We start from the raw sequence: 15,381 nt of genomic DNA, 5'->3' as shown, positions 1-15,381 counted from the left end.
AATCTTTTCTTATATATTATTTTTATATTAATGACCACCACCTTTTGATTCTTCAACCTCTACACCTTGTTTTTTTAATATCGCAGGTGCAATAAATCCATAAAATGCAAGATAAATAAAACAAATAATAGGGATGATATATGAGAAGTGTGTCCATGTAATTCCCATAATTCCCTCAGGACTTGTTTTGTCGAAATCACAAAGCCAACCTTGTATAAGCGGGATAATACCTCCACCCAAGATCATCATCACAAGGAATGAAGATGCTTTTCCAGTGTTTTTTCCAAGCCCTGCAATAGCAAGGTCGAAAATAGAAGGCCACATGATAGAGCAGAAAAGACCACCTGAAATAAAGAAGTATTTTGCAATTTCTTTATCAGGATAGACCAGACCTAAAAGCATCATCACAACTCCCGCAATACCAAAAATCATTAGCGTTTTACCTGCATTTTTACCTCCGATAAAGCTCATGATGATAAATGCTATAATCCATAAAGCATAAATATAGAAAGATGAAACATCTTTACCGCTTAATTCGTTGGCAACAATAATAATTCCGAATGCAATGAAAGGAACTACAAATTTCAGAATAAGATTACTAGCCTTAGAAATATTGAAAACATTGATACTACCGTTCCATCTTCCGATCATCAAACTTCCCCAGTATAAAGATACAAACGGGGCGATATTATGCTCAAGAACCCCTCCGAACTCTTTCGTATGAAGCAAAGCCGGAAGATTACTGATGATAGAAACTTCTACACCTACATACAGGAAAATGGCAAGCATCCCCAAATAAAGCTGAGGATAGGAGAAAATACTGAACTTCGGTGTACCTTGTTCAAGTTCTGCCTCTTCCTCTTTCGCAGGATCTTCGATTTTTGAGAACAACATGAAAATAGCTACCAAAATAAATGCAATTCCTAAAACAATAAATGGAACTTTCACCATTTTAAGATTGTCTTTTACAAATTCTATAGGATAATTGATGTTGCTTGAACGTTGTTTTATTTCACCCAGCTTTGTGGCATAAGCATCAATTTGTGCTTCTGCATTTGCCGGATTTTGATCGATTTGTGCAACCTGAGTATCAAGGTCTGCTATATTTTTTTCAATAGTAGAAACAACTTCTTGTACTTTTACCGGATCATCCTGAGTGTCTTTTTTCAGGGCAATAATATTTTTTGAAAGCTCTTCCTTATGAGCTGTAAATTCATTTTTTACAATTTCAATTTTAGACAAATTGGGATCTGGTGCTTTAGATTCATTTTTATCTCCCATCCCGAAAAGGGCAATTCCTACAAGGATCGGCCCGATTGTAGTTCCAAGAGAGTTAATTCCGCCGGCTAAAGTAAGACGGTGAGCTCCCGTTCGGGGACTTCCCATTTTAATAGCAAGGGGATTGGCAACGATCTGCTGTACAGAAAAACCAAGACCTACAATGAATAAAGCTGATAAGAAAAACCAAAAGCTGGCTGCCGAAGCTGCCGGAACAAACAAAAATGCGCCAAAAGCAGATAGCCCCAAACCTACAGCAAGTGTTTTCTTATAACCGAATTTTTGAAGGATATCACTTTTTAAAGAAATGATAAAGAAGATTACCGATCCCACAAAATAGGCTACATAAAACGCCCATGCTACAAGCTGGCTCTGGACCTGGGAAAGGACAAACCATTTTTTGAAAACGGGAATTAATATATCATTACTGGCGGCAACAAAACCCCAGAAAAAGAAAACGACTATTAAGGATAGGAATTGTGACCATTTGGTCTGTTGATTAGAATCCATAGATTATTGATAATTGTTGAAAACAAATATATTATTATTTCTTTTAATTATAGTGTTCCAGCAAGGTTTTTTTTATTTTATCAAATGCCTCTGCTTTTAGATTTTTAGGAGAATCTGAAGGTTCCAAAATTACGTTAAAGTAAACTTTTACCTTCCCGGGATACCCTTTTGAATTATCAAACGGGAAAATTTCCTTTAATCCTGCAAAAGTATAGATCACAAGAGGGGAATTATGTTTGGATGAGAGCGTAAAAGCTCCATCTTTAAATTCGTCTAAAATAATAGAAGTATCATCAGGTACGCCTCCTTCAGGGAAAATGACGATACTGTTTCCTTCCTCCATCTTTTCAGCGCATCTCCGGTATACATCGGCGCGGCTCCTTGCACTTCCCCGGTCTACCATCACACAGATTCTTTTATAGATGGTCCCAAAGATAGGGATTTTTACCAGTTCTTTTTTTCCGACAAAACAAACGGGATGATCCCTGCACAAAATGCACATCATCATAATATCCATAATCGACGTATGGTTGGAAATGAAAACGTACTGTTGGGTTTTGTCTAATTTTTGATCGGATAGCCGGGTCAGTTCATATCTTAAACCCATTCCGTAAAACATGCAGTAGCTCCAGTATCTTATAAACTGGTAAGCATATTTATAATGTTTTTTACTGAACGATAAAATATAGACCGGTATCCCGAATAATACGGTAAAAACAAAAGCCAGTAACAGCAGCCAGAATCTCCAGAGGTAATTTAGAATCTTTGTCACAGCTTATCCGTTAAAAATTACTTTTTTCTTTACAGAATAATTGAGGATCGAAACCAATAAAATAGCTGCGATTTTACTGATCATTTCCGGGCTTAGCGTATAAACCCTCAAATCAATATTATCCTTAAAAATAAAGCTGTAAAAAACCTGGAAGAAACCAAGGCTTAATAAGGTCGAAACGAAAGAAACCATCATGAAATAAGCAAACTCTCTCCTTTTAGAATGCTTTCCTCTTTCAAAGACAAACCAGATGCTCAGGAAATAATTTGTAATAATCCCACAGCAGGTAGAGAAAATATTACTCAGAGGGTAGTGTATCCCGTGGAAGTTCATCTCTCTGGGAAGGAACTGGGGAAGATAAGTGCTGAAAACCTTAAAGCTTCCTATTTCTACAATAGCGCTGAGCCCTCCCGCAATGATGAAGAACAAAACTTGTTTCTGGCGTATTAGTATTTCTCTCATTCAATATGATATGACATGCAAATTTATAACTATATGTTAAACAGTAAAAAAAGTTGTTAAAAATTTTTTTACCATCAAAATAATTTCTAAATTTAATTTTCTGAATGATGTAAATTTCACCTGATAATAAATTCATTTTCAACTGCTTGTTGATGGTTTTTTCTATCTTGTAATGCGTGATTGAAACACGTACAATCAAACATTTTAGAACCATTTTATAATAATATTTGTATGAAACGTCAAAACAAATACAGAAAATTCCAGCTTCAGCAAAAAAATATTGAGGCTCTTGAAAGAGAGAATTCCCGTTTCAAACGAGTATACTCAGAATACGAAAATATGTCCGACGAGCTTTGGAGCCTTGAAAACTCAAGCGGAGAATCTGTACCGGATGATTTTATTAATGCAATGCTCCTTCAGACTTCATATCTTGAAGACGAAATCGAAGATTGGCTAATACAATTCAATGAAAAGAAAACAGAGGTAAAAGACTAATGATTTTAGACAGCTCGGCCCTCTTTTTAAAGATGGTTTAAAGATAAATTCATAATTTAGCATCTTTAAACTAAAATCTAAAATATGGTTGCTATTGTTGATAGTGGGTCTACTAAGTCGGATTGGGTAATATTGGATGAATTCAAAAAAGTATTTTTAAAAACGGAAACCATTGGTTTCAATCCCAATTTTATCAACAAAGAGCTCATTGTTCCGGAAATTGAAAAGAATACAAGCTTAACATCTGTTAAAAATTCTATCAAAAAGATTTATTTCTACGGCTCCGGTTGTGGTATTCAAAAAAACTGTGATACTATTGTTGAAGAATTAGGCAAAGTATTTGCTGATGCACAGATTACCGTAAGAGAAGACCTTTTGGCGGCAGCATATGCAGCTTATCAGGGAAGACCTGCAATCGTCTGCATCATGGGGACAGGCTCTAATTCTTGCTATTTCGACGGAGAAAATTTAAAGATAAAACTTCCTTCTCTTGGCTTCCTGATGGGAGATGAGGGCAGTGGCAGCGCCATTGGAAAACAATTGGTGCGTAGATTTTTTATGCAAAAGCTTCCTACTGATCTCAGCCAGGAATTTCAGGAAATTTATAGCTTAACAATTGATGATGCATTAAAAAATATGTATCATACGACCAGACCTAATGCTTATTTAGCGAATTTCAATAAATTTGTGATAGACAGAAAAAACCATCCTTACCTTCGAGCCATGGTGATGGAGGAAATGAAAAACTTTTTCGACTATCAGGTTCTTCCCTATGAAGAATCAAAAGAAGCGGAAATCAATTTTATTGGTTCCATAGCTTATTACTACGAAGATATTTTACGTTCTGCAGCTGCGGAACTCAATCTTAATGTGGGACAGATTGTACAAAAACCTATCGAAAGTTTAGTCAATTACCATATTAAATATATACTATAAATAAAAAACAAAATTTTATGTCAAGTAAAACTCACCGCGACGAAAAGAACTTTAATCAGGCCGCGTTAGATTATCATAAAGCCGAACCTAAAGGAAAAATTGAAGTAATCCCTTCAAAACCGCACTCATCACAGAGAGATTTGTCATTGGCGTATTCGCCCGGGGTTGCAGTTCCTTGTATGGAAATCCACGAAAAACCGGAAACAGTATATGATTACACGGGAAAAGGAAATCTCGTAGCTGTTATTTCTAATGGTACAGCGGTTCTGGGATTAGGAGACATTGGTGCTGAGGCTTCAAAGCCGGTAATGGAAGGGAAAGGTCTTTTGTTCAAAATTTTTGCGGATATCAACGTTTTTGATATTGAAATCAACGAAAAAGATCCAGATAAATTTATTGATATTGTAAAAGGTATTGCTCCCACTTTTGGAGGAATTAATCTTGAAGATATCAAAGCTCCGGAAGCATTTTATATCGAGCAAAGATTAAAGGAAGAGCTGGATATTCCTTTGATGCATGATGATCAGCATGGTACGGCAATTATTTCAGCAGCCGCTTTGATCAATTCTTTGCAGATTGCAAACAAGAAGATCGATGAGGTAAAAATGGTTGTAAACGGGGCAGGAGCAGCAGCAATTGCTTGTACCAACCTGTATATTTCTCTTGGTTTAAAAAGAGAAAATGTGTTAATGTGCGACAGTAAAGGAGTTATCAATCATAAAAGAGAAAATCTTACCCCGGAAAAAATAGATTTCATCGCTCAAACTGATATTGAAACATTGGAAGATGCCGTAAAAGGTTCGGATGTTTTCATCGGATTATCAAAAGGAAACGTCATGACTCCCGAAATGTTATTGAGCATGAGCGAAAATCCAATCGTTTTTGCACTGGCAAACCCGGACCCGGAAATCGCTTACGATTTAGCCTTTGAAACCAGAAAAGATGTAATCATGGCGACGGGAAGAAGTGATTATCCTAATCAGGTTAACAATGTTTTAGGTTTTCCTTACATTTTCCGTGGTGCATTGGATGTTCAGGCGAGAGGTATTAATGAAGAAATGAAACTGGCAGCCGTTCATGCAATTGCAGATCTGGCGAAAGAACCTGTTCCGGAAGCGGTAATTCTGGCTTATAATGTCCAGAATTTGCAGTTCGGAAGAGAGTATTTTATTCCGAAACCATTTGATAACAGGTTGATTACTAAAGTTTCGAGTGCAGTTGCAAAAGCTGCCATTGAAAGTGGTGTTGCAAGAAAAACGATTGCCGATTTCGAAGAATATGAAAGCAGCCTTCTCGACAGAATGGGAAGAGATGAGAAGCTGGTAAGAATGATGCAGAGCCGTGCAAAATCAAACCCGAAAAGAATCACTTTAGGAAATGCCGAAGAATATAATGTATTAAAAGCTGCCCAGATTTTATATGAAGAAGGAATTGCGTATCCGAGTCTTTTAGGAGATAAAAAATACATTAAAGAACAAATGGAGCGTTTCGGGATCAATCTTGATGTGCCGATTATCGATCCAAGCGATGATGATCAGAAGGAAAACAGAAAAAAATACCGTGAAACCCTTTGGAAGCTTCGTCAGAGAAAAGGTATGAATGAGTATAAGGCAAAAAGATACGTTCGTCAGAGAGATTATTTCGGGCCTTTGATGTTGAGACACGGTGATACAGACGGATTGATCGTTGGTTTCTCTAAAAATTATGTTTCTGTTTTAAGACCTGTTTTAGAAGTTATTGAAAAAGATAAAGGTGTTGATAAAGTAGCGGCGATGATGATGATTTTATCTGAAAAGAAGCCGATTTTCTTCGCTGATACCTCGGTTAATCAGAATCCTACGGCTGAAGATTTGGTAAATATTGCTAAAATGGCAGAATTTACTGTAAAATCTTTCGCTATTGAGCCGAGAATTGCCATGCTTGGATTTGAAAATTTTGCCGCAATTTCTGATACTTCGAAAAAAGTAGCAAAAGCGGTAAGCATTCTCCATGAAAAATATCCTAAAATGGTTGTAGACGGAGAAATCCAGCCGGATTTTGCGATGAATGCAGATCATTTGAGCGATTATCCTTTCTCAAAATTAGAAACAACCCCAGCCAATACATTCATCTTCCCGAATCTAGAAAGTGCGAATTTATCATACAAAATTATCAGAGGGATGAAAGTAGCCCAGGTTATCGGGCCGATTTTGATGGGATTGAAGCAGCCGGTGCATGTTTTACAGATGAGGTCAAGTGTTGATGAGATCGTTAACCTTGCTACAATTGCTGTTCTTGATGCTCAAAGAAGAGAGAAAAAAGACAAAAAATAAATATAAAACACACAAATTTTGAAAAAATGAGATTTAATGAAAAAGCAATAATTTTTGATATGGACGGAACTCTCGTAGACAACATCCGTTATCACGAAGAATCCTGGCTTATTTTCCTGAAAGAACATGGAATTGACATGGAACCTGATAATTTTGCAGCCCAGAATCATGGAACAATGGACGAAATGATTATTCGTTTTTTTGGAGAAGGTTTATCCGGTGGCCGCGTTCAGGAATTAGGGTTAAAAAAGGAAGAAACGTATCAGAATCTATATCAGAAACATATCAGAGAGGTAAATGGATTAACACCGTTTCTTCAGAAATTAGCTCAAAAGAATATTAAGACTGGTCTTGCAACGATGGGAATTCCTTCCAGTATTGATTTTATCTTAAATAGTTTGAATATCAGAAACTATTTTCATGAAATTACAGGTGGAATAGAAGTTACCAAAGGTAAGCCGCACCCTGAAATATTCCTGAAAACACTTGAAAAACTGAACGTTGACGGTAAGGAAGCGGTAGCTGTAGAAGACTCGGTTGGCGGAATAAAAGCGGCAAAAAATGCAGGCTTGAAAGTAGTGGGAATTGCCACAACACATTCCAAAGAAGAGATGATGGACAACGGATGTTTTCATGTAATTAATGATTATTCTGAGATAGAAATTGCTTGAAAATATTTTTAATCAAATAATTTCAAAACATAAATATTTTAAAGACTCCGATTTTGGAGTCTTTTGCTTTTACATCAAATTATTAAAATGATAGATAAAAATTAAGTTAAAAATCATTCGGGCGTGAAATGAAAACATTAATTAGTTTAATTTGCTATATTTGGGAGTTTTAAAAATTAATAATGATATTTTCACTACAAGGCATCGTTCAGGAACTTACGCCTACCTACGCAGTGATCAACGTACAAGGAGTTGGTTACTATGTAGGTATAAGTTTGATGACTTCACAAACTCTTACCATCAATAAGGAAACCTTTCTTTTTGTTCAGCAGATCATTAGAGAAGACGCACATTTACTTTTTGGTTTTAACACTCGTTCTGAAAAAGAAATGTTCAATCTGTTAATAAGCGTTAATGGTGTTGGAGCTGTTTCAGCCCTTATTTTATTATCAACTTTAAGCCTCGATGAGATTGCTTCTGCGATACTTTCAAAGAACAGTGTATTGATCCAAAAGGCCAAAGGAATCGGTGCAAAAACCGCGGAAAGGATTATTGTTGACCTTAAAGATAAAGTCCAGAAATTCAGTAATCCGGAAGAAAATATTTCTACATTTGTAAATAATAAAATAAAGGAAGAAGCGTTATCTGCATTAGAAGTTTTAGGCATTCCCAAACGAATGAGCGAGAAGCTTGCAGATAGAATAATAAAACAAAATCCTGACATTTCAATAGAAGAGTTGGTAAAACAAATTTTAAAAAACATTTAACATTTGGTGGAAAATAATAAGTATCTCAATATATTTTTGTTCCTGTCGTTCTTTATGTCAGTCAGTGTCTTTGCGCAGCAGAGACCGGTACGCGACACGGCAATTATCAAGAAAGATTATCAGTTGGCAGATCCTACGCAGTATGAGGCTTACTATGATATAAAAACCGGAATGTATTTCGTGTACCCAAAAGTCGGGAATACCATTACAGGACAGCCCACGGCGATGTCTCCGGAAGATTACAAGGAGTTCATGATGTCGGCGCAGACAAAGGCTTACTACAAAGAAAAATCAGACCGATATAGCTTGATGTTCAGGAAAGATAAATCTGATGCGGCGAGAAAAGGATTGATTCCTTCTCTGACAATTAACAACAGGCTTTTTGAAACCATTTTTGGGAGCAACAAAATTGAAATTATCCCTTCCGGATATGCCTCTTTCGACTTCGGAGGACTCTATCAGAAAATTGATAATCCATTAATTTTACCTCAAAACAGAACAAGTTTTACCTTTGATATAGACCAGAGAATTCAGCTTGGGTTAATTGGAAAAGTGGGTGAAAACCTGCAGTTGAAAGCCAACTATGACACCCAAAGCGGTTTTGCCTTTGAAAACCGGATGAATTTGGTATGGCAGGCAAAAGGCAGCTGGAAAGACCTTCAGCAAACGGGTTTGGATAATGTTGATAAACCAAGTGCGGGAGGCGAAGATAAAATTATTAAAAGAGTAGAATTCGGTAACGTAAATATGCCACTGTCAACCAGTTTGATACGTGGCTCTCAATCGTTATTCGGGGTCAAAACGGAATTCCAGCTTGGAAAAACATACGGAACCGTCGTGCTTTCCCAACAGCAGGGTGAAGCCAGGAATATTACGGTCCAGGGTGGTGGTGTCATGAACACATTTAAGCTTAATGCGATTGATTATGAAGATAATCAGCACTATTTTTTAGGGCATTATTTCTTAAATAGTTATGATAATTCATTGTTAAATTATCCTCAGATCAATTCAAAGATAAGCATCACAAGAATGGAGGTTTGGGTGTTAGATCAAGGGAATAGCAACTTACAATATCAGAAAAGTATCGTCGGGATCAGGGATTTAGGTGATGGAGGCGGTCTTCCGAACAATGACCAGACAGGTTTCAATCTGTATTCTACAATCAGCGCGTTACCGGGAGTAAGAGACGCAGGTACAGCTTATAACGCCATTAAAGGAAATAATCTTCCTGTCGCTACCGGAGGAACGGAGCCTTATGTGGATGGGGAGCAATTTATTTTTAACAAAAAAGCAAGAAGATTAAATCAAAACGAATATACATTACAGCCTCAGTTAGGTTACATTTCATTAAATCAAAAATTAAATGATAATCAGCTTTTGGCGGTATCATTCTCCTATACTGTGAATGGAAGTAATCAGGTATATAAAGTAGGGGAGTTCTCTGAAGAAAGTACTGTTTTGGTTACTAAACTTTTGAAACCGAATACAACGGTAAAAACTACATCCCCAATGTGGAACTTGATGATGAAAAACATCTATTCTTTGGATGCGGGACAGGTAAATCAGGACGGATTTATCCTGAATGTATTGTACAGAGATCCACAGTCTGGAGGTAAAGTAAATTACTTACCTGTAAGTGATCCAATCATTCGAAGCCAGCCTTTAATCAAATTATTAAACTGGGATAGATTGAATGTAAACGGTGATTTACAAAATAACGGAGGCTCAACGGGTGACGGTATTTTTGACTTTGTCAACGGAATTACGGTAAGGCCGGAAACGGGAAGAGTAATCTTCACAAAAGTTCAGCCTTTCGGTAACTATATTCAGGGCGTGATAGGAAGTAATGATCCACAATTTGTTTTCTCGGATCTTTATAGTCAGCAGAAACAGGTTGCTACATCGAGTAACCTTGCCCAAAGATATACCATTGAAGGGCGTTACAAAGGAACTCAGGGACAGGGGATTTCTTTAGGAGCAGTGAATGTTCCTCAGGGTTCTGTAAAAGTTTCCGCCAATGGAGTTCAGTTGACGGAAGGCATTGATTATACCGTAGATTATATGCTCGGAACAGTTACGATCATTAATGAGCAGGTAAAACAATCCGGACAGGCAATCAATATTTCATTAGAAAATCAATTGACATTTAATACGCAGAGAAAAAGATTCTTAGGATTAAACTTAGAAAGAAGATTTAATGAAAACTTTATCTTAGGAGCTACGGTTGTCAACTATTCCGAATCGCCGCTTACCCAAAAAGTAAGCTATGGCCAGGAAGCAGTGAACAACACAATGGCGGGCATCAACTTGATGTACAACAATCAGCTTCCTTTCCTGACGAGATTAACAGACAAAATCCCATTAGTAAATACAGAAGCTCCATCCAATTTGAATTTCAAAATGGAAGCGGCATATTTGCTTCCTGGATTAAATAAAGGAATCAACGATCAGTCTTATATCGACGATTTTGAACAGACAACTTCTAAAATTTCATTAAAAGAACCAACAGCCTGGAGCTTAGCTTCAAAACCTGAAAAAAATCAAACTGATCCCCTTTTCACAGGAGCAGGTAAAAATAATGATATTACGGAAGGCTACGGAAGAGGTTTGCTGTCATGGTACAACATTGACCCGAGATTCTGGGGAGTTGGAGGTAAAGCTCCGACGGGAATTACGCCACAGTCGGTTTCAAACCACGCTTCAAGAAGAGTTCAATTCTCTGAAATCTTCAACAACAGGGATTTTGTAGCAGGTGAACAGACGTACACGAATACATTCGATATTTCATATTATCCTACCGAAAAAGGACCTTACAACGTAAATTCTACCCCTGAAAGTACATCACAAAGATGGGCGGGTATCATGAGACCGATTACAGTTTCAAACTTTGTAAATTCAAATATTGAATATGTTGAGTTCTGGATGATGGATCCGTATGCAGATGGAAATACTTTAGGAACCGCTCCAAAGCTATTATTGCAATTAGGTAACGTTTCTGAAGATATCCTGAAAGATGGACAAATGCAGTATGAAAATGGTTTACCAAGTCCTGGAGCAGGTTCTACAACTACAAATTCAAACTGGGGAACTCAGCCAAAACAACCACCGATTTTATATGCTTTCTCAAGTGAAGGAGCAGACAGAGTAGCGCAGGATGCCGGGTATGATGGATTAAGCTCTGACCAGGAAGCTGCATTATTTGGAAATACTTTTGTAAATCCAGTAACAGGAGTAAATGACCCTGCAGTGGATGATTTCGTATTCTACTTATCAGATAAGTTTACAGGAAATCAGGCTTCATCTGTAATCCAGAGATACAAATACTTCAGAAATCCGGAAGGAAACTCTCAGAGTAATTCTTTGGAGGTGGCTTCCCAGACTCCGGATGCGGAAGATATTAATAAAGATTACAACTTAGATCAAAGTGAGAGCTATAACCAATATGAAGTAGATCTGGCCCAGCCAAGCTTAGCTTTAGGAACAAATAATATCGTAGATGTTAAAACTGTTCAGGCACAATTCCAGAATGGACAGACTGCTCCGGTAAAATGGTATTTATTCAGAATTCCGGTTTCACAATATGTAAATACTGCGGGGGATGCAGATCCTTCAGTTTTAAATAATGTAAGATTTGCAAGGTTATTATTAAAAGGTTTCGACCAGACTTCAACATTGAGATTCGGAACAATGGACCTTGTAAGATCAGACTGGAGAAAATATCCTAAGAATATTGCAAAAACTAATGATCCCGCAACAGATGAAGGGTCACTTGTTGATACAACTCTTCAAAATCTTGAGGTAGGAAGTGTGAATATCGAAGAAAACGCTTTAAACCAGCCTCCTTATGTATTGCCTCCGGGAATCGACAGACAGATTTTGAGCGGAAATGCAGGTGCACAGAGACAAAACGAAGCCTCATTATATTTAAAAGCTAATGATTTATTGGCTACAGAAGCAAAAGGAGTGTTTAAAAACACCACTCTTGATATGAGAAGATACAAGAAGCTTAAGGTTTTTGTACACGCTCACGATCCTATTAACAGAGATCCAAATGTTGGATTAATGGATGAGAAAACTAAGTTTTTCATTCGTATTGGTAGTGATGCTACGGACAACTATTATGAATATGAAGCTTCTTTGAAATTAACTTCAACCAACGCAACGGCACCAATGGAAATCTGGCCAATGGAAAATGAAGTTGATCTTGATATCCAAAGTTTTGTTGATGCTAAAATCAGAAGAGATAAAAACTTCCCGAATGATATTACAAAAAGAATTCAGGATAGTGAATTTGGGGGAGATGTAAACTTTAAAAAACTTTATATTAAAGGTCGTCCAAGTTTAGGAAATATTACTACAATTATGCTGGGGATTAGAAATGCAGGTAACAGAGGAGCTGTTTCCATAGACAGGATTCTTTGGGTAAACGAAATCCGTCTTTCTGAAATCGAAAACGACGGAGGTTATGCAGGAAATGCAAGCTTGAACTTCAATCTTGGAGATTTTGCAACCGTGAATACAAGTGCATCGTATACTTCAGTTGGATTCGGGAATATTGATTCTAAACCGGCGGAAAGAAACCAGTCGACACAATCTGCTTTCAGTATCAATACAGCAGTTAATGTTGATAAATTCTTACCGGAAAAGAGTGGTGTTAAAATCCCATTAAACTATTCTTATTCCCAGACTATCGAAGATCCGAAATACAATCCTTTGGATACCGATGTGGAATTCAACCAGGCTCCGAATAAAGAGCAGCTGAAAAAGGTAGCAAGAACCTACACTCAGCAAAGAAGTATCGGAGTGGTAAATATGCACAAGGAAAGAATGAACCAGAATAGAAAGCCTAAATTCTATGATGTGGAAAACCTTTCCGTGACTGCGGTTTACAATGATGATTTCTATAGAGATATTTACACAAAGAGAAATTACAGACAATATCTGAGAGGATATATTGATTACAATTATACTTTCAAACCGTGGGTGATCAAGCCATTCAACAAAATGATCAGCGATACGGCAAAGTCTGCAAAATATTTGAAATGGGTGAAAGAATTCAACTTCAATCCGGTTCCGACAAGATTCTCTTTCAGAACAGAAGTTGACAGAAACTACAACGAATTAGAATTTAGAAATATTGATGCTATTTTAAGCGGAAATTACAATGATGATTTTGCGGCTATCAAAAACAGAAACTTCTATTTCGGATGGCAGTATGGTTTAGGATTTAATTTTACAAAATCGTTAAAGCTTGAAATTAACTCTGCAACAAGAACCCTGAATGATAATGTGGATGTAAATTCAATGGATAACAAATCGATCTTCGGAGATGTTTTCAGAGCCGGAAGACCTGTTTTGTATAACCACAGAGTTCAGCTGAATTACAAATTACCATTCCAGTACCTTCCGTATTTAGATTTTATTGATGCAGAAGTAGGGTATGGCTTTACGTATAACTGGAACTCAAGATCTACAGTGTTGCTTTCAAGTCCGGACGGTAGTTTAGGATCAATTGGTCAGAACACCAATGTGATTCAGGCTACAGGTTCAGCAGACTTCACGAAATTCTTCGGTCAGTTTAAATATTTTAAAGATATTTCAACCAAACTTCAAAAACGTAAGCAGGAAATTGATTCATTAAATAACGTTTATACGCAGGCTTGGGAGAAAAAGAGATACGCTTATAAAAAATATAAGTTTAAAAACAGACTGACTCCGCTTCAGAGCATGGCCTATTTATTAACATCGTTCAAGCAGTTGGATATTAATTATTCTGAAAACAACGGTACCGTTCTTCCGGGATTATTATCTGCACCTAACTGGTACGGTTACGGACAGACTCTGGGAGGACCTACCATCGGATTTTTGCTTGGATCACAGGCGGATATCAGAAGAACGGTAATGGAAAACGGATGGGTAAGTGATTCGGAATTCATGACAGATCCTTACGTCCGGATGTCGACAAGGGAATTGCGGGCCAATTTACAGATAATGCCGATGAACGATCTCAGAATTGATATCAGTGCATTGCACAACTATAACAGGAATTTTACCCATACCGGGTTTAACTATAGAGATCAGAATACAGGAATTGCAAATCCAAACTTTACATTTGCAAATGATATGGTAACCTATTCAAACTCTGTCATACTTCTGAAAACCGCCTTCAAAGATGGAGCCGCGATTTATCAGGCAATAAGGGAAAATGCAAGGGCTCTATCACTACAAATGCCGGGACAGATAGAATCAAACGGATTTAAGGATGGCTACGGAATTTCAAATGCTTATATTTTAATTCCTGCATTCCGTGCAGCAGTAGAAGGTAAGTCTCCAAAAGAGATGACCAACCCGAAAAAAGCAGGACTGCCGATTCCAAACTGGAAGATTACTTATTCAGGACTAAGAAACGTCCCGATTATCAACGGTCAGTTCTCGAAATTTGATATCCTGCATTCTTATCAGGCGACCTATACAGCGACGGGTATTCAGTCGAGTATTGATTATTTTAACAGTCTTAATGCATACGATGCTACCCAAAGAGATATTAACGATGACTATATTAATCCGTTTACCTTCGCTCAGGTGGGTTATGTGGAGAACTTCTCACCACTTATCGGGGTAGATGTTACGATGAGAAATAATATGCAGTTCGGTATCCAATACAACAGATTAAGAACCTTATTGTTAGGATTGGTAAACCATACTTTAACGGAAGATTCAAATAGCGAATATGTAGTAAGAGTAGGGTATATCATCAGAAATTTCAGATTAGGTACCAATAATATTAGAGGAAAAGGGAAAGGCAAAGGAAGCGACCTGAACATCAGAGGAGACTTCTCATTAAGAGACAGTAAAACAAGCATTACCAACATCTTATTGGATGACTCTCAGATCACAGGAGGTCAGAAACTAATGAATATTAAAGTTTCTGCAGACTACAACGTTTCAGAAAACCTAAATCTAAGAGTATTCTACGAACAGATGACTTCTAAATATAAGATCTCAACGGCGTTCCCACTGTCAACGATCAGAGCAGGTATTTCTGCGACGTTTACATTCGGAGACTCGGGTGGTGGCTTCTAATTAGAACTAAAACAAATTTTAATGTCCTTCAACTTTGGAGGACATTTTTTATATCCGATATTTGAACCTTGTAGAATTTTGAATACATTTGTAGA

At 37.2% G+C, this 15,381-nt stretch carries 9 protein-coding genes; 6 read left to right on the top strand and 3 right to left on the bottom strand.

Translation table 11 applies throughout. From position 1 onward, the window contains the following. Nucleotides 1-27 precede the first annotated feature (27 nt). Genes ATE47_RS19395 through ATE47_RS14110 form a run of 3 tightly spaced genes read right to left on the bottom strand, consistent with a single transcriptional unit; the run spans nt 28 to nt 3,022 of the window. Nucleotides 28-1,788 (bottom strand): MFS transporter, encoded by a 1,761-nt coding sequence (locus ATE47_RS19395; protein ID WP_062162556.1) that lies wholly within the window; start codon nt 1,786-1,788, stop codon nt 28-30. A 43-nt stretch (nt 1,789-1,831) separates the two neighbouring features. Further along, nucleotides 1,832-2,560, bottom strand: a complete 729-nt coding sequence (locus tag ATE47_RS14115; RefSeq protein WP_082632611.1) for a lysophospholipid acyltransferase family protein — start codon at nt 2,558-2,560, stop codon at nt 1,832-1,834. 3 nt (nt 2,561-2,563) lie between these two features. Then, nucleotides 2,564-3,022, bottom strand: coding sequence for a GtrA family protein (locus ATE47_RS14110; protein WP_062162555.1), 459 nt, complete (start codon nt 3,020-3,022; stop codon nt 2,564-2,566). A 231-nt stretch (nt 3,023-3,253) separates the two neighbouring features. Here ATE47_RS14110 and ATE47_RS14105 point away from each other — a divergent pair, with 231 nt between their 5' ends. From ATE47_RS14105 to sprA, 6 genes are all read left to right on the top strand, one after another. Continuing rightward, the gene (locus tag ATE47_RS14105; RefSeq protein WP_062162554.1) at nt 3,254-3,517 is read left to right on the top strand and encodes a hypothetical protein; all 264 of its coding nucleotides are present in this window, start codon (nt 3,254-3,256) and stop codon (nt 3,515-3,517) included. A gap of 84 nt (nt 3,518-3,601) precedes the next feature. Continuing rightward, on the top strand, nt 3,602-4,453 hold the full coding sequence (locus ATE47_RS14100; protein ID WP_062162553.1) for an ATPase: 852 nt from the start codon (nt 3,602-3,604) through the stop codon (nt 4,451-4,453). Nucleotides 4,454-4,470: 17 nt separating this feature from the next. Further along, on the top strand, nt 4,471-6,765 hold the full coding sequence (locus ATE47_RS14095) for an NADP-dependent malic enzyme (RefSeq protein ID WP_062162552.1): 2,295 nt from the start codon (nt 4,471-4,473) through the stop codon (nt 6,763-6,765). A 26-nt stretch (nt 6,766-6,791) separates the two neighbouring features. Continuing rightward, a complete protein-coding gene (locus ATE47_RS14090) occupies nt 6,792-7,436 on the top strand; it encodes an HAD family hydrolase (protein ID WP_062162551.1) in 645 nt (214 codons plus the stop codon). 182 nt (nt 7,437-7,618) lie between these two features. Further along, the gene (ruvA, locus tag ATE47_RS14085) at nt 7,619-8,203 is read left to right on the top strand and encodes a Holliday junction branch migration protein RuvA (RefSeq protein WP_062162550.1); all 585 of its coding nucleotides are present in this window, start codon (nt 7,619-7,621) and stop codon (nt 8,201-8,203) included. Nucleotides 8,204-8,257: 54 nt separating this feature from the next. After that, nucleotides 8,258-15,286, top strand: a complete 7,029-nt coding sequence (gene sprA / locus ATE47_RS14080; RefSeq protein ID WP_062162549.1) for a T9SS outer membrane translocon Sov/SprA — start codon at nt 8,258-8,260, stop codon at nt 15,284-15,286. Nucleotides 15,287-15,381 lie beyond the last annotated feature (95 nt).

The sequence above is a fragment of the Chryseobacterium sp. IHB B 17019 genome, from assembly GCF_001456155.1.
Lineage (GTDB): Bacteria > Bacteroidota > Bacteroidia > Flavobacteriales > Weeksellaceae > Chryseobacterium.
This window is presented reverse-complemented; position numbering and strand designations above follow the sequence as displayed.

Bases quoted from the DNA above. Each gene is read 5' to 3' on its own strand.
- ATE47_RS19395 (WP_062162556.1), bottom strand. From the start codon at position 1,788: ATGGATTCTAATCAACAGACCAAATGGTCACAATTCCTATCCTTAATA.
- ATE47_RS14110 (WP_062162555.1), bottom strand. From the start codon at position 3,022: ATGAGAGAAATACTAATACGCCAGAAACAAGTTTTGTTCTTCATCATT.
- ATE47_RS14105 (WP_062162554.1), top strand. From the start codon at position 3,254: ATGAAACGTCAAAACAAATACAGAAAATTCCAGCTTCAGCAAAAAAAT.
- ATE47_RS14100 (WP_062162553.1), top strand. From the start codon at position 3,602: ATGGTTGCTATTGTTGATAGTGGGTCTACTAAGTCGGATTGGGTAATA.
- ATE47_RS14095 (WP_062162552.1), top strand. From the start codon at position 4,471: ATGTCAAGTAAAACTCACCGCGACGAAAAGAACTTTAATCAGGCCGCG.
- ATE47_RS14090 (WP_062162551.1), top strand. From the start codon at position 6,792: ATGAGATTTAATGAAAAAGCAATAATTTTTGATATGGACGGAACTCTC.
- ruvA (WP_062162550.1), top strand. From the start codon at position 7,619: ATGATATTTTCACTACAAGGCATCGTTCAGGAACTTACGCCTACCTAC.
- sprA (WP_062162549.1), top strand. From the start codon at position 8,258: ATGTCAGTCAGTGTCTTTGCGCAGCAGAGACCGGTACGCGACACGGCA.